The following is an 18,224-nucleotide window of genomic DNA, read 5'->3' as shown; positions in this document are numbered from 1 at the left end:
AGTTTTCCTTCCCGCGAACTTGAAGCCAACCTCGAGGCGTTCAGGACCACACGGCTTCGCCGTACGCAAGCTGCACGCCCGTCTCGCGCGCCGCCCGCGTCCACCGCATCCCGCCCCTACGTCCGTGACGTTCGCGAAACGCCCCTCTTGATGGGACGGGATGCGATGGATATAGACCGATTTGCGATTTCGGAAAATCAGAATATTTTTGCCCAATTGGCTTGACGGACTTTCGACCGATTTGCCCGTCGGGTGGATTCGTTGAATCGATTGAACAAATCGGCTCTTGCGTGCACGACCCGTTCGACAAAAATTTCTGCGACGGAGGCCGCGCGATGCAAGGACGGGCAGATCCGCCCCTACTCCGCCGCCTGCGCGTTCACTTCCGCCGACACCTGACGGATGGCGCGGGCAAGCTGCTCGGCCGGCTGCGCGCCCGACACCGCATATTTCTGCGCAAACACGAACGTCGGCACGCCGGAGATGCCCTTGTCGGAGGCGTCCTTGGCCTGCGCCGAGATCAGGTCGACGTCTTCGTCGGTCGCCAGGCGCTTGCGCACGTCCCCGGCATCGAGGCCAACATCGGCCGCCGCCTGCACCAGCACATCGACGTCGGTGAGATCGCCGCCGTCGCGGAAATACAACTCCATCAGCCGCTGCTTCATCTCGGCGGATTTGCCTTGCGCATCGGCCCAGTAGATCAGCCGGTGGCAGTCAATGGTGTTGGGCTGGCGCTTGACCAGTTCCGGCCGGTAGGTGAGGCCCTCTTCGCTCGCTGCGGCGACGACGCGGCCGGCGATGCCATTGTAGGCCTCGACCGAACCGAATTTCGCGGTGAGATATTCGTCGCGGCTGATGCCCTCGCGCGGCACCCAGGCATTGAGGAAGAACGGCCGCCAGTTGATCTCGACCGGCACGTCCGGCGTCAGCGCCAGCGCGTTCTCGATGCGGCGCTTGCCGATATAGCACCACGGGCACACCACGTCGGAGACGACGTCGATCGGAAGCGGTTTCAGGGTGCTCATCAGGCTAGCCTTTCGTGAAATGATGTCCGCAAAATAGGCCGATCCGGGCGCGAAACAAGTGCGCGGGCCGCATGCCCTGCGCCACATAACCTCCGGGGTTATTGTGATTGTGGCTCCGGATTCGTAAGAACGCATCGGGACCTGAACCGCGGAGCCCGGCCATGACCGCCATTTTCACCAGGGAAGGCAACCTGTTTCGCGCCACCGAGCTTGCCGGCGGGCTATGGTCGCCGGATATGCTGCAGGGCAGCGCCACCACTGCACTGATGGTGCGCGAGGTCGAGCGGCTGGCGGTCGCTTCCGGCTTTGCGGTGCGCCGCCTCACCTTCGATCTGTGGCGGCCCGCCGGACTGCGCGCCTATCGCGTCGAGACCGGGATGCTGCGCGACGGCCGCAAGGCCAAGACCATCCAGGTGCGGCTGTTGGACGGCGAGACCGAGATCGGCCGCTGCACCGCGCTATTGACCGCGCAAGGCAGCGAATCCCCCGCCGATCCCTTCTCGAAGGTCACCGGCGCCGATGCCGCGCCTGAAACCGGCACGCCGCCGCCGGCCTTCGCACAGAAATGGAGCCGCTATTTCCAGAACGTGTCGGTGCGGCTGATCGAGGGCGCGCTGGAAAAGCCGGGACCGGCCGCGGCCTGGATGCGGCTCGACGTTGCCATGGTGGAAGGCGAAGCCAACACGCCGCTCGTACAGGCCGTGCAGGCGGCGGATTTCTCCAGCGGCGTCGGCCAGATCGTCGACATGCGGGAATGGACCTTCATCAACCCCGAGATCAGCCTGTATTTCTTTCGCCCGCCCGAGGGCGAATGGATCCTGATCCGCTCGCGTACCCGCGCCGGCGCCAACGGCGCCGGGCTGACCATGGCGACCTTGAGCGACCGGCAGGGCCCGTTCGCCGAAGTGCTGCAGGCGATGACGTTCGAGCGGCGGGAAGCGCAGGCTCAGGCGTCCTGAGCGGCGAAGGCGACCAGCGCGGCCTCCGACGCCGCATCCGCCGGCATGAACATCTCCACCCGCAATTCCTGCAGCGTGACGTCCTGCGGCGTGCCCAAGGTCAGCACCGCGCCGATCAGCCCGATGCTGACGTCGCCCTTGCGCAGACGCACCTCGCATAACGGCCCCGGCGCCTCGCTCTCATTGAGCTGCGGCGTGGTGACATCAGGCAGTCTCGTCAGTTCGCGCCAGGTCGATTGCAGCGCCAGATCCAGCGGCGCCGCCATCGCCTCATGCCGCGCGCGCACCATCAGCGCCGCCGCGACATCAGGCCAGTTCTCCACGAATGGGCGCAACTCGTCCGGGGCCAGGAACATCCGCATGTGATTGAGCGGGCGCGTCATGCGCTCCGGTCCAAGCAGCAGCGTCATCAGCCGCGCCGCGGCGCGGTTGACCTGCAGCACGTTCCACTGCCGGTCGGTGACGATGGCCGGAAACGGCTCGTGCCGCCGCAGCAACAGATCGATGGCGCGCTTGGCGTCGGCGACTTCGGGTGCGGACAGGTCGCGCTCGCCATATTGCCTGGCGAAACCGCCGGCTTCCAGCAGCGCGTTGCGGTCGCGCAGCGACAACCCGAGGGCTGCGGCCAGTTGCAGCAGGATCTCGCGGCTGGCGGCGGCCTTGCCGGTCTCGACATGGCTCAGATGCTTGATCGAGATGTTGGCCTCGAAGGCGAGGTCGGCCTGGCTCATGGCGCGGCGATTGCGCCAGCCGCGCAGGAGATCGCCGGCCGGATGCGGCCGCAAGCCGATGCTTTGCGCGCGTGAATCCATGGCAGGATTATGCGAGCGGCGCACGGCGCTGTAAACGCCTCACGTTGTCGCCTACCTCAAGTCTGCCGCCAGCTTCCGCATCCGCTCGGCGGTCAGTTCGTCGGCGGGGAAGAACGTCTCCAGCGCCAGTTCCGACAGCGTGATGTCGACCGGCGTGCCGAAGATCATGGTGGTGGAGATGAAGCTCAGCACGTCGCCGTCAAGCCGCAGCTTGAAGGGGATCGCGACATTGTCCGACGACAGCGGCGCCGGGCGCGCCGGCATCGGATAGGCCTTCAGCTCCGAATAGAGTTTCAGCAGTTCGAGATCGGCGGTGGCCTCGCACTGGCGGTGCAGCCGCTCCAAGAGATGGCTGGACCATTCGGCGAGGTTGACGGTGCGCGGCGCCAGTGCTTCGGGATGAAAGGCGAGCCGCAGGATGTTGAGGGGCTGGCCGAGCAGCCGCTGCGGAATGCCTTGCAGCAGCGGCGCGACCATGCGGTTGGCCGAGACCAGGTTCCAGTGCCGGTCATAGGCCAGCGCCGGATTGGGCTCATGCGCCTTCAGCACCAGATCGATCGCCGCCCGCGCCGACTTCAGCGCGGGATCGTCGAGCGAGCGCTGCGGAAACGCCGGCGCATAGCCCGCGGCCACCAAGAGCACATTGCGTTCGCGCAAGGGAACCTCCAGCCGTTCGGCGAGCTTCAGCACCATCTCGCGCGACGGCGTCGCGCGGCCGGTCTCGACAAAACTCAAATGCCGCGCGGAAATCTCGGCGTCGCCGGCGAGATCGAGCTGGCTGAGATGACGGCGCTGCCGCCATTCGCGCAGGTGATCGCCGATATGGACGGGCTGGGCCTTCTCGGTGCGGGCCGTGGCGGTGTGTGCGTTCATGGTGGGAAAACCTACCATGCGAATTTCGCGGCTTCCATTACCTCCGACGTAATCGAATTACCTCGCCGGCCGGATCATCTTCGCATCACTCTGGTCCATCCCTCTGCAAAGGAGAACTGCCATGATCCAGCCATCCCTGTTTCTTCGCCGCGCCATCCTGGCCGACGCCATCTTCAGCGGCATCTCGGCGGTGCTGCTCGCGCTCGGCGCCGGCATGCTCGCGCCGTGGCTCAGCCTGCCCGAGGCGCTGTTGCGCGAAACCGGCCTCTTCCTGATCGCCTATGCGGCGCTGGTCGGCTGGCTCGGCACGCGGCAGACGATGCCGAAAGCATTGTTGGCGATCGTGGTCGCCGGCAATGCGGCCTGGACCCTCGCCAGCATCGCGCTGCTGTTCTCAGGTTGGGTCAACCCCAATCTGCTCGGCGAGATCATGGTCGCGGCGCAGGCGATTGCGGTCGGCGCGTTTGCCGAGCTGCAATATATCGGCCTGCGCAAGAGCGGCGGCGCGATCACGGCCTGAGCCGTCATTGCGAGCCAACGGGTCGCGTGAACGCGCGCCCGATGACAGGCTCCGCGAAGCTCCATTCTTCCCTGCTACCAAGATGGATTGCTTCGTCGCGGAGCCTGTCATCGGGCGGCGCTTCGCGCCGACCCGTTGGCTCCTCGCAATGACGAGGAGGGGCAAGCTGCTGCCGCCGAGGCCTTGAGGCCTGGCGGCGGCCGGTCCGTTCCGTCAGCTCCAGATTACGGCGGCGATCATCCCGGCATCTCTCCTGCCGCGTTACGCCGAAACCTTTCGCCGTTGCCGAGCAGCACGCCCTGCGCGCCGGCGATGCCGAGTTCGAGGCTGGCGGCGATCCGCCGCGCCAGTTCGACGAAATGCATGGCGGCTTCCGGAGAACAGACCTCCCGGGCGGTTTCCTCGAACAGCGCCAGCCAGCGGTCGAAATGATCGGCATCGACCGGCAGCGGCATGTGCTTGGCCATCGGCGTGCCGTGATAGCGGCCCGACATCAGCGCCACCGACGACCAGAACGCAAACATCCGCTGCAGATGCGGCTCCCAGTCGTGAATTCGCGCTTCGAAGACCGGCCCCAGCACCGCATCGCTGCGGACCCTGGTGTAGAAACCGCGCACCAGCCGCTCGATCAGCGGCTCGGTGATGCCGGTCCTAGCGACGATCTCGGCCGTGATCCTTTCGCGCCGTTCCGTGGGGGTCACGACGATCTCCTCAAATAGGTATTTTAAATGCCTATTTAGATGGCTATAGATGGTTTGCAAGGCCTATTTTTCGGGGATCCCATGCGCCTGACGTCGTTTACGGATTTTGCGTTACGCGCCCTGATGCGGCTGGCCGGCGAGCCGGCGCGGTCGTTCGCGACCAACGAGATCGCCGCCGAGTTCGGCATCTCGCGCAATCATCTGGCCAAGGTGGTGCGCGACCTCGCCGATGGCGGCTTCATCAGCACCCAGCGCGGCGCCGGCGGCGGTTTCATGCTGGCGCGGCCGCCGCAGTCGATCACGCTCGGCGAAGTGGTGCGGGCGCTCGAAGACCGCCACGCGCTGGTCGAATGCTTTCGCGGCGACGGCGGCACTTGCGTGTTGAAGCCGCGCTGCCGCCTGAAGGCCCGCCTTGCCGCCGCGCGCGAAGCCTTCATGCGGGAGCTCGACGCCACCACGCTGGCGGAATGCGCCTATCCCGCCCGGTCGAGAAAGGCGGCAGGCGTCGCATGAGAGTTGGACAAAGGCCATGAAACCGGTTGAATTCGAGAACGGCGCCGTTGCGATCGATGCCTCCGTGATTGCCGAGGGGCTCGGTATCGCGCTGCCGCTGTTCAGGGAGCAGATGCGCGCCGGCAAGATCACCGGCCTCTCCGAGCGCGGCGTCGATGCCGACAGCGGCCGCTATCGCCTGACCTTCTTCTCCGAGCACCGGCGATTTCGCGTGGTCGTCGACGAAGCCGGCGCGATCCTGCAACGCTCGGCACTCGATTTTGGCGATGCGCCGCTGCCGAAATCGATCCGGAAGCCCGGCGGGTAGAAGTAACCGGCATTTCGGCGAGCGGCAGCAGCCTGAACTCGTCATCTCTGGTGAAGCGAAGCAGTCCGTCCTCCGTCATTCCGGGATGGTCCGGAGGACCAGACCTCAGATGTGCAACTGCACATCGGGGAATCTCGAGATTCCGGGTTCGATGCTTCGCATCGCCCCGGAATGACGGCGTCAGATTTTCGTCGCGTTGCTCCACGCAGTGACGAGGAGAGAGACCGCCGTCTTAAGCCGAAGCGCGGCGTTCCCGGCCTGGCTTCGCTTTTGCCGTCGCAAAGATCCCGGATTTTACCGGTGTCGGCTTGCCGGCGGCGGATTTTCCGCCGTGCCCATTCATCAGCTTGCCGTTCAGCTTGACGCCGTTCGCCTCAACGCCGTTCGCCTTAATGTCATTGGTCTTGGCGCCGTTCAGCTTCCGCTTCAGCTTTTCGGCCTTCGCCGCCAGCTCCTCGGCTTTTTTCAAGGCCTTGCGCTCGGCCTTGGCCTTCAGCCGCGCCTTCTCTGCCCTCGCCTCGGCGCGCTGCTTCTTGCGCTTCTTCTCGCAAGCGTCGCATTTGCAGCCGATCGGCTTCAGGTAGGCCTTGAAGTAGTCGGTGCCGTAATCGTAGTTGATCTCTTCGCCGGGCTCGATGTTCTTGATCGCGCGAATGAACACCTTGCGCTTGCGCGGTTTGACGTCGGATTCGGCGTTCGGCTTGCAGGCGTGGTTGATATAGCGAGCGATGTTCTTGCGCACCGAGCCGTCGATGGTCCAGCGGTTATTGAGCTCGAACAGATACTTGTTCTCGATCGCGTCCTCTTCCTTCTTCCGGGAATCCAGCAGCGGCCCGAAATAGCGGATGATTCTAGTGCCCTTCTTGATCGGTTTGGTGGCGAAGAGGCCAAGCCCGGTGCGGGAACGGCCGACGCGGTACGGTTTATTCGACGGAATGGCAGACATGATCGACTTGAACTGACACGCTATGAAGGGGATTGCGAAGCCGCTGTTCTAGGACGATTCCGCGCCGATGTCAGGCCTTTCGCGCATTTCGCGTGAACCTTCCCCAGATTGCGCACGTCGAAGCATCAGCGGTTCCGCAATCAAAATGGCGGCTAGATGAAGCGCATCCCTCACCTCATCGTCCCCGGCGTGCTTGTCATGCCGCAAATGGCCCTGTCGGCGCTGTTCTGGGCCTGCTTCGCCCTGATTCCGCCGGCCAGCGCCCAAACATTCGGCAGCAGCTACACTTCGACCGCCCCCAGGGATTGCCGAGTGAAGAGCGCCGGCAACGGCGTCGACGATTCCACGATACGGGTTTGCCCGGGCAAGGCCGGGCTCGTGGTCGTCATCAGCGAGGATGACCTGCGCGAGGCGGTCTCGGTCGGCCGCAGCCGCGCCGCGGCGGACAGGGAGCCGGCGGCGGAGGCTTCCTTCGGGCCGTTCAACTCGACCACCCACACCGTGGAATGGCGGGCCGTGGACGGCAAACCCTTCGCCATCATCCAGCGCTGGCATATCGCCGACATTACCGACGAGGACAAGAAGGGCCGGCCCATCGCAAAGCCGCTGCTGGCGGTAACGCGGTTGCCCCCTGGGGCGGTGTGCCATGTCGCCTATGTCGACGTGAAGGCCAATCCCGACGCTAACGAACTCGCCCGCAAGGCCGCCGACGAAATCGCGCGCGGCTTCAAATGCGGCAAGGACGAGGTGAAGGTGATCGGCGCCAGCGGCCGCGCCGTGGAGCTGGCGAAGCGGCGCTGAACAACGCTGATCTATGGCCCCGGCGGCCGGGCCACGGTCGACCTCAGCATGGCGTCCAGCAGGGTCTCGGCATTGTTGCCTGCGGGAAGCCGCCGCAGGACGTCGGTCAGCCGCCCGTCGAGCAGCAGCATGGTGAAGCCATGCACCAGCGACCACGCCCTCACGATAGCCGCGGCCTGTTCCAGCGACAGCGCTTCGTCGGAAATCTGCTCCTGACGGCTGACTCCGATCGCACCGGCGAGGCCAGCGAACGAAGCGCTGGCGGCCTCGTGCAACGACGGCCGCGCCATATCCAGCCGCTCGGTGCGGAACATCAGCCCGTACATGCCGGGATGCGCCTGCGCATAGGCGACATAGGCCTTGGCCCGGGCCATCGCCTTCATCAGCGGCGGCGCATCGACCGCGCCCGCCGCCGCCATCGCCGCGTTGAACTGGCGGAAGCCGATCGCGGCCAGTTCGCTGACAAGCCCGGTGAGGTCGCCGAAATGATGGGTCGGTGCTGCATGCGACACGCCGGCCTCGCGCGCCACCGCGCGCAGCGTCAGGCCGCCAAGCCCGTCGCGCTCCAGCACCGTCTCCGCCGCCGTCAGCAGCGCGTCGCGCAGCGCGCCGTGGTGGTACGGCGTATCTTCGCTTGCGCCTGCAGCGCGCGGCGCCAGCCGTTTCCGCGGCCCACGCGCCTGAGCGCCCCTGCTGGCAGCAGGCCGGGCGCGGTTCTTCAGTGCAGCGGGTTTTCTTGCCATGGGTTTCTTATAGTCCCTATTTTTACACTGTAAAGATTTTGCTTGACGATGGCTGCCATGCCCTGTACTCATATCTTTACGATGTAAAGATCAATCCAGGGAGCGAATGATGCAGCAGGAAGCAGCGACCAAGGCGGCCCGGACCAATCTGGCGCCGATCCCGTTTGAATGCGACGCGCCGTTTTTGAAGGTCGTGGGCGAGCTACCGCGCGAACTCAACGGCACGCTTTATCGCAACGGCCCCGACCCGCAATTCGAATCGCCGGGCGCCCACTGGTTCGTCGGCGACGGCATGCTGCACGCCTTCCATCTCGAAAACGGCCGCGCCAGCTACCGCAACCGCTGGGTCCGCACCCCCAAGTGGCAGGCCGAGCATGACGCCGGCCGCGCGTTGTTCGGCGGCTTCGGCCGCAAGCTGCCGGACGTCCCCGCCTCGGTGACCCCTGACGGCGGCGTCGCCAACACCAACATCATCTTTCACGCCGGACGGCTGTTGGCGCTGGAGGAAGGCCATCTGCCGACCGAGATCGAGCCCGGGACGCTGAAGCGAACAGGCTACTGCGACTATAACGGCGGTATCTCGGGGCCGTTCACCGCGCATCCCAAGATCGATCCCGTCACCGGCGAGATGGTGTTCTTCGGCTACAACGCCGCGGGGCCGCTGACCCCTGCCCTCTCCTTCGGATCCGTCAACGCCTCCGGCGTAGTGACGCGGTTCGACCGCTTCGAAGCGCCCTATGCCAGCATGGTGCACGACTTCATCGTCACCGAAAACCATCTGCTGTTTCCGATCCTGCCGATCACCGGCAGCATGGAGCGCGCCATGCGCGGCCGGCCGCCCTACGCCTGGGAGCCGGACAAGGGCGGCTATGTCGGCGTCATGAAGCGCAACGGCTCGCCCAGTGACATCGTCTGGTTTCGCGCCGAGACCTGCTACGTCTTCCACGTCATGAATGCCTGGGAAGAAGGCGACCGCATCATCGCCGACGTCATGCAGTATGAGGAGGCGCCGCTATTCCCCCATCCCGACGGCTCGCCGACCGACCCCAGGAAATCCAACGCCCGGCTGTGCCGCTGGACCTTCGATCTCGCCGGCAATACCGACCGCTTCACGCAAACCTATCTCGACGACATCACAGGCGAATTCCCGCGCATCGACGATCGCCGCGCCGGTCTCAACAGCAGCCGTGGCTGGTACGCCTGCGCCAATCCCGATCTGCCGTTCGTCGGTGCGCTTTGCGGCATCGTGCATGTCGACGGCAAGGGCTCGCGGCTAGGCCAGTATCTGCTGCCGGAGGGCGACACCCTTTCCGAGCCGGTCTTTGTCGAGCGCGGCAAGGACGCCGCCGAGGGCGATGGCTGGCTGCTCGCTGCGGTGTGGCGCGCGCGCGAAAACCGCAGCGATCTCGCGGTATTCAACGCCACCGACGTCGCCGCCGGCCCGGTGGCGCTGGTGCAGCTCGGACATCGCGTGCCCGATGGTTTTCATGGCAACTGGGTGAGGGCGGCGTAGGGATCACCCACGTCATTCCGGGGGCTCCGGATTCCGGGTTCGATGCTTCGCATCGCCCCGGAATGACGTCGCCGTCGTCGTGGTCGCACTCACATTATTTTGACACTGTAAAGATTTCGCTTGACGCCACTGTAAAGATTAGCCCGAGAGGCTGCCATGACGATATTCCTGATCCTTGCCCCCTACGGCGTGTTCACGCTGCTGATGCTGGTGACGTCGGCCGCCGCCAGCCTGTTCGCGGCCGCCGCGATCTGCCTGCTGGTGATCGCCTACGACATGGCCCGCAGCCGCTCACTCAAGATCCTCGGCGCCGGCACCGTCGCGCTGTTCCTCGCCCTCGGCTTCTACCTCACCCTGATCGATGACACCTTGAGCGGCTCCGCCGTCAAGCTCACGATCGATATCGGCGTGCTCGCGATCTCGCTCGGCTCGCTGGCGTTCCGCAAGCCGTTCACGCTGCAATATGCGCTCGAAGTGGTGGACGCCGAAACCGCCGAACAGCCCGGCTTCATGCGGGCGAACTACATCATCACCTGGGCGTGGACCGCCTGCTTCCTGCTGATGATGATCGGCAATATCGCGCTGATCTATGTGCCCGGCCTTCCGCTCTGGCTTGGCCTGCTGATCGCGTTTGCTGCCCGCAACAGCGCGGTCTATTTTACCAAATGGTATCCCGAATACCACAAGGCGAAGCACGGGCCTGCGCCGGCCAAGGCGCTATCCGGAATCTGACAGTATTCACCAATCGAACGGGTGCGGCCGTCATGGCGGGCACCCGTCTCGCAATGGCAAGCGCCCAGGGAGACGCGTCACGACAAAAGGCCGCGGCTAACCGAGATCAATGTGCACGGGCCGAAAGATGCGCTATATACCGCCGCCCGAGCTAGACCAGCTCCCAGAACCATTCCGGTTTTGCGAAGAACAGCGTGAGGAGACCAAAAGATGGCCGTGGACGGAAACTGGAATATCGTCATGAGCACCCCGATGGGCGAACGCAAGGCAACGCTGACCGTGAAGAGCGCCGGCGGCACGCTGACGGGCACGCAAGGCGCCGACGGCAATTCCGGCGAAATCTTCGACGGCACCGTCTCCGGCGATGACGTCGCCTGGAAGATCTCGATCACCAACCCGATGCCGCTGACGCTGGCGTTCTCCGGCAAGGTCGAAGGCGACAGCATGTCCGGCGAAATGGGCATCGGCCCGATGGGCAGCTTCCCGTTCACGGGGACACGGGCGTAAGGGCCTCATCTTGGTCGTCCCGGCGAACGCCGGGACCCATACGCCGTGGCGGCCGTTGTCGGACGCGATGGTCGCCGGCCTTCCCCTCAACAATGAACGCCCGGGATTATGGGTCCCGGCGTTCGCCGGGACGACAACCTACCCCAAATTCAGCTCCCTGAAGAAGTCGTTGCCCTTGTCGTCGATGATGATGAAGGCCGGAAAATCCACGACCTCGATGCGCCAGATCGCTTCCATGCCGAGTTCGGGATATTCCACCACCTCGACCTTCTTGATGCAGTGTTCGGCGAGATTGGCCGCCGCACCGCCGATCGAGCCGAGATAGAAGCCGCCGTGCTTCTTGCAGGCCTCGCGCACCGCGACCGCGCGGTTGCCCTTGGCCACCATCACCATCGATCCGCCCGCCGCCTGGAACTGGTCGACGAAACTATCCATGCGGCCCGCGGTGGTCGGGCCGAACGCGCCGGAGGCGTAACCGTCGGGCGTCTTGGCGGGACCGGCGTAATAGACCGGATGGTTCTTGAAATAATCCGGCAGCGGTTCGCCCTTCTCCAGCCGCTCGCGCAATTTGGCATGCGCTGAATCGCGCGCCACGATCATGGTGCCGGTCAGCGACAGCCGCGTCTTGATCGGATGCTTCGAGAGCGTGGCGAGAATGTCCTTCATTGGCTGGTTGAGATCGATCTTGACGACCTCGCCGCCGAGCGCCTGTTCCACTGCCGGCAAATACTGCGCCGGATTATGCTCGAGCTCCTCGAGATAGACGCCGTCTTTTGTAATTTTGCCGAGCACCTGGCGGTCCGCCGAGCAGGACACGCCCAAACCGATCGGCAGCGAGGCGCCGTGGCGCGGCAAGCGGATCACGCGGACGTCGTGGCAGAAATACTTGCCGCCGAACTGCGCGCCGACGCCGAGCGACTGCGTCATCTTCAATATCTCCTGCTCCATCTCGAGATCGCGGAAGGCATTGCCGTCGGGCGAGCCGTGGGTCGGCAGCGCGTCGAGATAGCGGGCCGAGGCCAGCTTCACCGTCTTCATGCAGAGTTCGGCCGAGGTGCCGCCGATCACGATCGCCAGATGATAGGGCGGGCACGCCGCGGTGCCGAGCGTCAGCACCTTCTCCTTCAGGAACGCCAGCATGCGGTCCTTTGTGAGGACGGACGGCGTCGCCTGGAACAGAAAGCTCTTGTTGGCGGACCCGCCGCCCTTGGCCATGAACATGAACTTGTAGGCGGCTGCTGAGTCCCCTTGGCCCTCGGCATAGATCTCGCACTGCGCCGGCATGTTGTTGGCGGTGTTCTTTTCCTCATACATCGACAGCGGCGCCACCTGCGAATAGCGCAGATTGCGGCGCAGGTAGGCGTCGCGCGCGCCTTCCGAGAGCGCGGCCTCGTCGTCGCCCTCGGTGATGACGTTGCAGCCCTTCTTGCCCATGATGATCGCGGTGCCGGTGTCCTGGCACATCGGCAACACGCCGCCGGCGGCGATGTTGGCGTTCTTCAGGAAATCCAGCGCCACGAACTTGTCGTTGGGGCTGGCCTCCTTGTCGTCGAGGATCGCGCGCAGCTGCTTCAGATGGCCGGGGCGCAAGTAATGATTGATGTCGCCGAACGCTGCTTCCGACAACGCCCGCAGCGCCTCGCGCGACACCACCAGCATGTCCTTGCCCAGCACCTTCTCGACCCGCACCCCTTCGGCGGTGATCTTCTTGTACGGCGTGGTGTCCGGCCCCAGCGGAAACAGCGGGGTGTGCTTGTAGGGCGGGACGGGCTTCTGGTCGGGAAAGGCGGTGGGGGCGTTCATGGGGACTCGCATGGGTTAGGAACCGGAAGCGTCTGTCTTGAGACGCCCGGCGATTGAACCGTTCTAAGCACTTTTTGGATAAAAGGAAGATTCCGAATGGCTACCAGCCGCGACCGGACCCTCATTCACCCCTTCCCTTGCTGCTTCTCCGCATAGGCATCCACCAGCGCGCGGATCATCCTCTGGTACGGCACACGGCGCTGGCGGGCGGCGCGCTTGAAAAACGCCACCGAGCGCCGCGACAGGCTCAGAGTCACCCTCACATTTTCCTCGCGCAGCACCAGCCGGTCTGGCGACGGCAGGAAGTCCTCGACGACCCGGACGCGGCCGATCTCGCCCTTGCTGTATTTAACTGTTGGCCTTTTCATCGGTCGTCGCTCGTTCGGGCGGTCGCTGAGGCGTGAGGTTTGGCAGTTTACCCGTCATGCCCGCGCTTGTCGCGGGCATCCACGTCTTTCTCAAATGCTAACTGAAGACGTGGATGGCCGGGTGAAGCCCGGCCATGACGCGACAAAAAGCATGTCGAGAATTGCCGCCCTTGCGCTATCCGCTTGCGGACGCTTCAATGGCACAAAAGGGCATCCGCAATGGCATCGAGAATGAAGTTTCTGAGATCGACGACGTTCATGGCCGCGGCGCTGCTGGCGGCGCTGGCACTGACCATATCGGGCATTTCCCCCGCCCGCGCCGATCGCTGTGAGGATATCGCCAACCAGCTCAAGAGCCAGATCGACGGGCTCAAGATCGGCATCACCGCCGCCAGAATAGTCTATCTGTCGCATCCCCAGGCGAGGGAGCTTTCGCTGGGCTGCCGCGGCGCCAACTACTCCAACGAGTTCTACGCCAAGGCCGACAGCCGCAAGCCGAAGCCGGAATTTTACGAGCTGGTCGCCAGGGCCGGCGCCATCGTCTTCACCATTCCGAAGCCCGATGTGCTCACCGGCGCCACCCGCTGCATCAAGCGGATGGGCCTGTTGCGCGGCGACACCGTCAAGATGCGCTTCCGCCGGCTCAACATGGAGTGCACCCGCACCAAGACCGAGGCGTCGATCGCGATCACCCGAGGCAAGGATGAGTGATCGGTCCCTCTGCGGGCATCGCATTCGATAAAATACCGGTCAATTTGACGGAGTTTGGAGCCTGCCGTTCACCATCCGGCGGGAATGGCCGCGATGGCGCGCGATCCCTGCTGCGGATTCATAAAGCATTCGGTTCCGCCGTCTCACAGTCGATGGCAACGAAGCCAAGGATCTGTCCGATGAACGTTTCTGCCGTCAGCGTCTCCATCCCGGTGAAACCGCCGGAAGCCAGCGAGCCCAAACCACCGCAAGTCAAACCCGAGGACGACCGCACCGGCCTGCCCAAGCCGACGGGCCTTGCGCCCCTTCCCCCGGGCCAAGGCAGGCGGATCGACCAGCTCGCGTGAGGGCGCCGCGCTCCCGTGCAATGCGCCTCGCATTGACGTATGGCGCCGGTATTGTGTCGGGGCTTATACTGCCGGCATCAGCCACTCACGGATGCCAGACCGATGCCCGACACCAAGACCTACACCGGCGGCTGCCATTGCGGCATGGTGCGCTTCGAATGCACCACCGACCTTGCCATGGTCACCGCGTGCAACTGCTCGATCTGCACCAAGAAGGGCCTGCATTTCACCTTCCTGGCGCCGAAGAGCTTCGTGCTGCGCGCCGGCGAGGACAATCTCAAGGAATACCTCTTCAACAAGCACGCGATCCGGCACCAGTCCTGTATCGACTGCGGCGTCGAGGTCTTCGCCAACGGCAACAAGCCGGACGGCACCGAGGTGGTGGCGCTCAACGTCAGCTGCATCGACGGCATCGAGCTGGCAAAACTGGCGATGACGCCGATCGACGGGCGGAACCGCTAGATCACAAGCTGCGAATCCAGCTCCCTGTACCGACGAAAGATCCCCTCCTCGTTGAAGGGAATGCGGCGGTCGCTCGATAGATAAGCCTTGATGTTCGGCCTTGCGGCAACGCGGTCGTGCAGATCGACCAGGCCGGGGATGTCGCGCTCGAACGCTTTCATCCGCTTCGGGAATGCGTAGCGCAGCCCCTCCACGATCTGGAACAGCGAGAGGTCGACATAGCTCAGCCGGCGGCCGGTGACGTAGGGACCGCCCGTATTCTCCAGCAATCCCTCGAAATAACCCAGATATTTCGGGACTCGCTCTTTCCAGAATTCCCCGGTGCGTCTCTTTGCCGGCGCGCGCTGGTCCTCGTAATACAGTGTCGGCCCGAGCGGGTGATGGGTGTCGTGAATTTCCAGCACCAGATCCGTGATCGTCAGCTGCAGCTGATGCACCCACAATTTGCCGGCTTCCGACTTCGGCGCCAGCCCATGGCGCGACCCGAGATAGAGCAGGATGTTGGCGGTCTGTCCTATCACGAGCTTCCCCGCTTTCAGAAACGGCGGCGCGAACGGCGGCGTGCCGCCGCCCTCCATCATCTTCATCATCGCGCCCATGCCGCGCTCGCGCGCGACGTCGGCGTAATCGGCGCCGGCCTCTTCCAGCGCCAGCCGGACAAATTCGCCGCGGCCCTGAATCCCCGGCCAGTAATAGAGCTCATAACGCATCGGCGTCCCTCCGGCGGACGAAGCATGGCTCCGCCGCTGCAAAGCTATATTCCCGGCGCCAACGCGCCAGCGAAATCTTGGTTTGCTGCGAAGCAGTGGAACAACCCGTCGCTGCCGATGCCCTTCAGGTCATTCTACCGACAGGCGCCCCTCAAATGAAAAGGCGCCGCGGAGTGAACCGCGGCGCCTTTCGTCATGATCGTTTTGGGGCGATCAGTTGGTCTGCTGGATCGCCGAGAGTTCCCAGTTGGCGCCGCGCGGCCGCACGAAGGTCCACACCTCGGTCGCCTCGGTGGGCGTGTCGCTGCCCGCGACCAGCCGGCCGGTGCCGCGCTCCAGCGTCTTGTCGACCAGCGAGAACCGCATCGCCACGCTGGCGTAGTCGGTATCGCCCTCGCGCCAGGCTTCGGCGAGGTCGCCCTGCAACAGCTTCACATCGGTGACCTTGTTGATGTCGTTGCGGGCCTTGTTCTCCTCGAGATCCTTGCTGAAATACGACACCATTTCGGGGGTCGCCAGCGTGTGCAGCTTCTCGACATCCTCGTTCGACCACGCGGCCTGGACCTCGCCGAGCAGCCGTTCGAACGCTTCGTAGTCGGCGGGCAGAATCTCCAGCGGCGCGCTGCCCGATCCGAGGCCAAAGCCGGTTCCGGTGCGGAAGCTGGTCTGCGCACCCGGGCCGACGGCGGCGCCGGGCGCCGGGCCGGCATAGGCCGACGCGGTGGCGTTACGGCGCTGCCACCACGACATCGCCAGCCGGACCACGAGGATGATGAGGCCGATCTGCAGGATCAGGCCGATGATCGACGACAGGCCGCCGAGGCCGGAGAACATCCCGCCGCCGAACAGCATGCCCAGCAGGCCGGCGCCGAGGAAGCCCGCGGCGAGGCCGCCGAGCATGCCCATACCGGGCCGGTTGAAGAAGCCGCCCTTGCTGGCAGCACCCGCGGCTGCGGGACCGGCCATTCCGGGGCTGCCCGGCTGGGTCATGGTGCGATTCATCGGTTGCGCCGTACCCGGCGCGGTGGAGGTCGACGGCGGCGCGGAGTAGGTCCGCGTTCCCCGCGAACCCGAACTGCCGCCGCCACCAACGCGGGCGTCGGCCGCGGAGATCGCGAACATCACCGGTACCGCCAGCGATAGGACGACGGCGATGGCCTGAACGATGCCGCGCGTGCGCTGCGTAAATTTCATGTCTGTTTCCTCAATGTCCCCGGCAGGGGGAAGCGCCCCTAACATGGGCAGTGCTGCCCAAAAGTGAAGCCGCTAAAGGGACGCATGGCTGCGGCGCTCGGTCGCGGGGATGCGTCAATAAGGCCGGTTTTCGCCGTTTTCCGGGGGGGCACGCCGCACATTGGGGTCCGCGCCCCGGCATGGGGCCGTAGCCACACAGGATTCGGCGCAAGGAGCCGACGGGTCGCCCTTGGTATTGATTGTGGCAGTCCGAACCTTTATTTCTATAATTCTAGAAATATCGTTGACGATGTCTGGAGTCGAACCTATTTTGCCAGCCATCAAAACCGCCGGACGAACCGGTATTCGGAACGGAAAGCGTGAGGTTGAACGCATGGACGCTCCAGCGCCTGTCACTGCCACGTCCGGGGCTCGATCCGTCTCCGAGCTTTTGAACCACGAGTGCTTCTGCATCACGTTGGACCGAAACGTCTTGTGCCGGGCGCTCGAACGGGAGGCCGGAGACCCGGAGTTCTGCAGGACGCTGATCGGCCCGAAGACCAATCTGTTCTCGAACGTGCCGGTATTCCTGTCAGAAGCCAATGTCGGCGAGATGCTTCGGATCGTCCATGCGGTCGAGGCCGCGACCCGATTGCCCTTCTATCGCGAGGCGGCGTTGTCCTGGGCTCCCGAGATCGCTCGACGCGATTTCGGACCGCTCGGCGTGTTCATGGGCTACGACTTCCACTTGGCCGCCGATGGCCCCAAGCTGATCGAGGTGAATACCAACGCCGGCGGGGCTTTCCTGAATGCGCTGCTGGCCAAGGCGCAACGGGCCTGCTGCGCGGAAGTCGAGGTCACCCTGGGCAAGCCAAAGACCGGCGATTTTGATTCGGCGGTCATGCGCATGTTCAGACACGAGTGGGAACTGCAGAATAGGCAGGGCCTTCCGCGACGGATCGCCATCGTCGATGACCGGCCGGCAGAGCAATATCTCTATCCGGAGTTCCTGCTGGCTCAGCGCTTTTTTCAGAAGAACGGCATCGACGCGATGGTCGTCGATGGAAATCAGCTCCGCTACGAGCGCGATCAACTGCTCGCTGAGGGAGCGCCGATCGATCTCGTCTACAATCGACTGGTCGATTTTTCTCTAGACGATCCCGAACACCGGGATCTGCGTGCAGCCTATCTCGACGACGCCGTCGTCGTCACGCCTAACCCGCGTGTACATGCGCTCTACGCCGACAAGCGCAATCTGGCGCTGCTGTCTGATCGCTCGACCCTTCGCTCCTGGGGAGCGTCGGCGCAGATGCTGGCTGATCTTGCGGGCGTGCCGCACACGGTTCTCGTCACTTCCGGCAATGCGCAGGAGTTGTGGCAGAGGCGGAAGTCATTGTTCTTCAAGCCGGCGGGCGGTTACGGCAGCAAGGCGGTCTATCGCGGCGACAAGGTCACCAAGGGAGTATGGGCGGAGATCATTCGCGGCGGATACGTCGCGCAGGAATTCGCTGCGCCCAGTGAGCGCATGATCCAGCTCGACGGCTCATCGGAGCCCCGGAAAACCGATGTCAGATTGTACGTCTACGACGGCCAGGTGTTGCTGACCGCGGCGCGTCTGTATCAGGGCCAGACCACGAACTTCCGGACGCCGGGCGGCGGGTTTGCGCCGGTGTTCGTCATTTAGTGCAGGGCCTCGCG

The 18,224-nt window shown here is 64.5% G+C and carries 22 protein-coding genes; 12 read left to right on the top strand and 10 right to left on the bottom strand.

Going from position 1 to position 18,224, the window contains the following annotated elements:
• Positions 1-359: 359 nt before the first annotated feature.
• Positions 360-1,025 (bottom strand): DsbA family oxidoreductase, encoded by a 666-nt coding sequence (locus tag KMZ29_RS10490; RefSeq protein WP_215623620.1) that lies wholly within the window; start codon positions 1,023-1,025, stop codon positions 360-362.
• A gap of 161 nt (positions 1,026-1,186) precedes the next feature.
• On the opposite strand from KMZ29_RS10490, the gene KMZ29_RS10485 reads away from it, so the two are divergent.
• Complete coding sequence (locus KMZ29_RS10485) at positions 1,187-1,984, top strand: thioesterase family protein (RefSeq protein WP_215623619.1); 798 nt, start codon at positions 1,187-1,189, stop codon at positions 1,982-1,984.
• On the opposite strand, the gene KMZ29_RS10480 is transcribed toward KMZ29_RS10485, so the two are convergent.
• Positions 1,972-2,796: a helix-turn-helix transcriptional regulator gene (locus KMZ29_RS10480; protein WP_215623618.1), complete on the bottom strand. Its 825-nt coding sequence runs from the start codon at positions 2,794-2,796 to the stop codon at positions 1,972-1,974. The two genes, KMZ29_RS10485 and KMZ29_RS10480, sit on opposite strands and share 13 nt — an antisense overlap.
• Positions 2,797-2,847: 51 nt before the next feature.
• Positions 2,848-3,669 (bottom strand): helix-turn-helix domain-containing protein, encoded by an 822-nt coding sequence (locus KMZ29_RS10475; RefSeq protein WP_215623617.1) that lies wholly within the window; start codon positions 3,667-3,669, stop codon positions 2,848-2,850.
• Positions 3,670-3,790: 121 nt separating this feature from the next.
• Here KMZ29_RS10475 and KMZ29_RS10470 point away from each other — a divergent pair, with 121 nt between their 5' ends.
• Positions 3,791-4,189, top strand: coding sequence for a hypothetical protein (locus KMZ29_RS10470; protein ID WP_215623616.1), 399 nt, complete (start codon positions 3,791-3,793; stop codon positions 4,187-4,189).
• Between the two features lie 236 nt (positions 4,190-4,425).
• On the opposite strand, the gene KMZ29_RS10465 is transcribed toward KMZ29_RS10470, so the two are convergent.
• Positions 4,426-4,890: a group III truncated hemoglobin gene (locus tag KMZ29_RS10465; RefSeq protein ID WP_215623615.1), complete on the bottom strand. Its 465-nt coding sequence runs from the start codon at positions 4,888-4,890 to the stop codon at positions 4,426-4,428.
• An 81-nt stretch (positions 4,891-4,971) separates the two neighbouring features.
• Between KMZ29_RS10465 and KMZ29_RS10460 the strand changes: the two genes are divergently transcribed.
• The gene (locus KMZ29_RS10460) at positions 4,972-5,403 is read left to right on the top strand and encodes an RrF2 family transcriptional regulator (RefSeq protein WP_215623614.1); all 432 of its coding nucleotides are present in this window, start codon (positions 4,972-4,974) and stop codon (positions 5,401-5,403) included.
• A gap of 16 nt (positions 5,404-5,419) precedes the next feature.
• On the top strand, positions 5,420-5,710 hold the full coding sequence (locus KMZ29_RS10455; RefSeq protein WP_215623613.1) for a DUF6522 family protein: 291 nt from the start codon (positions 5,420-5,422) through the stop codon (positions 5,708-5,710).
• 232 nt (positions 5,711-5,942) lie between these two features.
• Here KMZ29_RS10455 and KMZ29_RS10450 read toward each other — a convergent pair whose 3' ends face one another.
• The gene (locus tag KMZ29_RS10450) at positions 5,943-6,656 is read right to left on the bottom strand and encodes an SET domain-containing protein (protein WP_215623612.1); all 714 of its coding nucleotides are present in this window, start codon (positions 6,654-6,656) and stop codon (positions 5,943-5,945) included.
• 207 nt (positions 6,657-6,863) lie between these two features.
• Between KMZ29_RS10450 and KMZ29_RS10445 the strand changes: the two genes are divergently transcribed.
• Positions 6,864-7,457 (top strand): hypothetical protein, encoded by a 594-nt coding sequence (locus KMZ29_RS10445; RefSeq protein ID WP_369810124.1) that lies wholly within the window; start codon positions 6,864-6,866, stop codon positions 7,455-7,457.
• A gap of 11 nt (positions 7,458-7,468) precedes the next feature.
• Here the strand turns inward: KMZ29_RS10445 and KMZ29_RS10440 are convergent, their stop codons facing one another.
• Positions 7,469-8,200 (bottom strand): TetR/AcrR family transcriptional regulator, encoded by a 732-nt coding sequence (locus tag KMZ29_RS10440; RefSeq protein ID WP_215623611.1) that lies wholly within the window; start codon positions 8,198-8,200, stop codon positions 7,469-7,471.
• A gap of 109 nt (positions 8,201-8,309) precedes the next feature.
• Between KMZ29_RS10440 and KMZ29_RS10435 the strand changes: the two genes are divergently transcribed.
• The 3 genes from KMZ29_RS10435 to KMZ29_RS10425 all read left to right on the top strand — a co-directional run bounded on the left by KMZ29_RS10435 (position 8,310) and on the right by KMZ29_RS10425 (position 10,952).
• Positions 8,310-9,713 (top strand): carotenoid oxygenase family protein, encoded by a 1,404-nt coding sequence (locus KMZ29_RS10435; RefSeq protein WP_215623610.1) that lies wholly within the window; start codon positions 8,310-8,312, stop codon positions 9,711-9,713.
• Between the two features lie 156 nt (positions 9,714-9,869).
• A complete protein-coding gene (locus KMZ29_RS10430) occupies positions 9,870-10,445 on the top strand; it encodes a hypothetical protein (RefSeq protein ID WP_215623609.1) in 576 nt (191 codons plus the stop codon).
• 210 nt (positions 10,446-10,655) lie between these two features.
• Complete coding sequence (locus KMZ29_RS10425) at positions 10,656-10,952, top strand: hypothetical protein (RefSeq protein ID WP_215605950.1); 297 nt, start codon at positions 10,656-10,658, stop codon at positions 10,950-10,952.
• A gap of 138 nt (positions 10,953-11,090) precedes the next feature.
• Here the strand turns inward: KMZ29_RS10425 and KMZ29_RS10420 are convergent, their stop codons facing one another.
• Positions 11,091-12,755, bottom strand: coding sequence for a fumarate hydratase (locus KMZ29_RS10420; protein WP_215623608.1), 1,665 nt, complete (start codon positions 12,753-12,755; stop codon positions 11,091-11,093).
• A 125-nt stretch (positions 12,756-12,880) separates the two neighbouring features.
• On the bottom strand, positions 12,881-13,123 hold the full coding sequence (locus KMZ29_RS10415) for a hypothetical protein (protein ID WP_215623607.1): 243 nt from the start codon (positions 13,121-13,123) through the stop codon (positions 12,881-12,883).
• A 231-nt stretch (positions 13,124-13,354) separates the two neighbouring features.
• Here KMZ29_RS10415 and KMZ29_RS10410 point away from each other — a divergent pair, with 231 nt between their 5' ends.
• From KMZ29_RS10410 to KMZ29_RS10400, 3 genes are all read left to right on the top strand, one after another.
• Positions 13,355-13,834 carry a hypothetical protein gene (locus KMZ29_RS10410; RefSeq protein WP_369810095.1) on the top strand — a complete coding sequence of 160 codons (480 nt, stop codon included), beginning with the start codon at positions 13,355-13,357 and terminating at the stop codon, positions 13,832-13,834.
• A 179-nt stretch (positions 13,835-14,013) separates the two neighbouring features.
• Positions 14,014-14,181 carry a hypothetical protein gene (locus KMZ29_RS10405; protein ID WP_215623605.1) on the top strand — a complete coding sequence of 56 codons (168 nt, stop codon included), beginning with the start codon at positions 14,014-14,016 and terminating at the stop codon, positions 14,179-14,181.
• 102 nt (positions 14,182-14,283) lie between these two features.
• The gene (locus tag KMZ29_RS10400) at positions 14,284-14,643 is read left to right on the top strand and encodes a GFA family protein (protein WP_215623604.1); all 360 of its coding nucleotides are present in this window, start codon (positions 14,284-14,286) and stop codon (positions 14,641-14,643) included.
• Here KMZ29_RS10400 and KMZ29_RS10395 read toward each other — a convergent pair.
• On the bottom strand, positions 14,640-15,353 hold the full coding sequence (locus tag KMZ29_RS10395) for a glutathione S-transferase (protein ID WP_215623603.1): 714 nt from the start codon (positions 15,351-15,353) through the stop codon (positions 14,640-14,642). The two genes, KMZ29_RS10400 and KMZ29_RS10395, sit on opposite strands and share 4 nt — an antisense overlap.
• 213 nt (positions 15,354-15,566) lie before the next feature.
• Complete coding sequence (locus KMZ29_RS10390) at positions 15,567-16,547, bottom strand: Tim44 domain-containing protein (protein WP_215623602.1); 981 nt, start codon at positions 16,545-16,547, stop codon at positions 15,567-15,569.
• 310 nt (positions 16,548-16,857) lie between these two features.
• Here KMZ29_RS10390 and KMZ29_RS10385 point away from each other — a divergent pair, with 310 nt between their 5' ends.
• On the top strand, positions 16,858-18,210 hold the full coding sequence (locus KMZ29_RS10385; RefSeq protein WP_249779887.1) for an ATP-grasp domain-containing protein: 1,353 nt from the start codon (positions 16,858-16,860) through the stop codon (positions 18,208-18,210).
• Positions 18,211-18,224 lie beyond the last annotated feature (14 nt).

Origin of the sequence: Bradyrhizobium sediminis, from assembly GCF_018736085.1 — a bacterium.
Lineage (GTDB): Bacteria > Pseudomonadota > Alphaproteobacteria > Rhizobiales > Xanthobacteraceae > Bradyrhizobium > Bradyrhizobium sediminis.
The sequence above is the reverse complement of the archived record's forward strand: the minus strand, read 5'-3'. Positions and strand labels throughout refer to the sequence as shown.

Bases quoted from the DNA above. Each gene is read 5' to 3' on its own strand.
- KMZ29_RS10490 (WP_215623620.1), bottom strand. From the start codon at position 1,025: ATGAGCACCCTGAAACCGCTTCCGATCGACGTCGTCTCCGACGTGGTG.
- KMZ29_RS10480 (WP_215623618.1), bottom strand. From the start codon at position 2,796: ATGGATTCACGCGCGCAAAGCATCGGCTTGCGGCCGCATCCGGCCGGC.
- KMZ29_RS10475 (WP_215623617.1), bottom strand. From the start codon at position 3,669: ATGAACGCACACACCGCCACGGCCCGCACCGAGAAGGCCCAGCCCGTC.
- KMZ29_RS10390 (WP_215623602.1), bottom strand. From the start codon at position 16,547: ATGAAATTTACGCAGCGCACGCGCGGCATCGTTCAGGCCATCGCCGTC.
- KMZ29_RS10435 (WP_215623610.1), top strand. From the start codon at position 8,310: ATGCAGCAGGAAGCAGCGACCAAGGCGGCCCGGACCAATCTGGCGCCG.
- KMZ29_RS10440 (WP_215623611.1), bottom strand. From the start codon at position 8,200: ATGGCAAGAAAACCCGCTGCACTGAAGAACCGCGCCCGGCCTGCTGCC.
- KMZ29_RS10455 (WP_215623613.1), top strand. From the start codon at position 5,420: ATGAAACCGGTTGAATTCGAGAACGGCGCCGTTGCGATCGATGCCTCC.
- KMZ29_RS10445 (WP_369810124.1), top strand. From the start codon at position 6,864: ATGGCCCTGTCGGCGCTGTTCTGGGCCTGCTTCGCCCTGATTCCGCCG.
- KMZ29_RS10420 (WP_215623608.1), bottom strand. From the start codon at position 12,755: ATGAACGCCCCCACCGCCTTTCCCGACCAGAAGCCCGTCCCGCCCTAC.
- KMZ29_RS10410 (WP_369810095.1), top strand. From the start codon at position 13,355: ATGAAGTTTCTGAGATCGACGACGTTCATGGCCGCGGCGCTGCTGGCG.
- KMZ29_RS10400 (WP_215623604.1), top strand. From the start codon at position 14,284: ATGCCCGACACCAAGACCTACACCGGCGGCTGCCATTGCGGCATGGTG.
- KMZ29_RS10430 (WP_215623609.1), top strand. From the start codon at position 9,870: ATGACGATATTCCTGATCCTTGCCCCCTACGGCGTGTTCACGCTGCTG.
- KMZ29_RS10470 (WP_215623616.1), top strand. From the start codon at position 3,791: ATGATCCAGCCATCCCTGTTTCTTCGCCGCGCCATCCTGGCCGACGCC.
- KMZ29_RS10460 (WP_215623614.1), top strand. From the start codon at position 4,972: ATGCGCCTGACGTCGTTTACGGATTTTGCGTTACGCGCCCTGATGCGG.
- KMZ29_RS10485 (WP_215623619.1), top strand. From the start codon at position 1,187: ATGACCGCCATTTTCACCAGGGAAGGCAACCTGTTTCGCGCCACCGAG.
- KMZ29_RS10415 (WP_215623607.1), bottom strand. From the start codon at position 13,123: ATGAAAAGGCCAACAGTTAAATACAGCAAGGGCGAGATCGGCCGCGTC.
- KMZ29_RS10450 (WP_215623612.1), bottom strand. From the start codon at position 6,656: ATGTCTGCCATTCCGTCGAATAAACCGTACCGCGTCGGCCGTTCCCGC.
- KMZ29_RS10405 (WP_215623605.1), top strand. From the start codon at position 14,014: ATGAACGTTTCTGCCGTCAGCGTCTCCATCCCGGTGAAACCGCCGGAA.
- KMZ29_RS10425 (WP_215605950.1), top strand. From the start codon at position 10,656: ATGGCCGTGGACGGAAACTGGAATATCGTCATGAGCACCCCGATGGGC.
- KMZ29_RS10395 (WP_215623603.1), bottom strand. From the start codon at position 15,353: ATGCGTTATGAGCTCTATTACTGGCCGGGGATTCAGGGCCGCGGCGAA.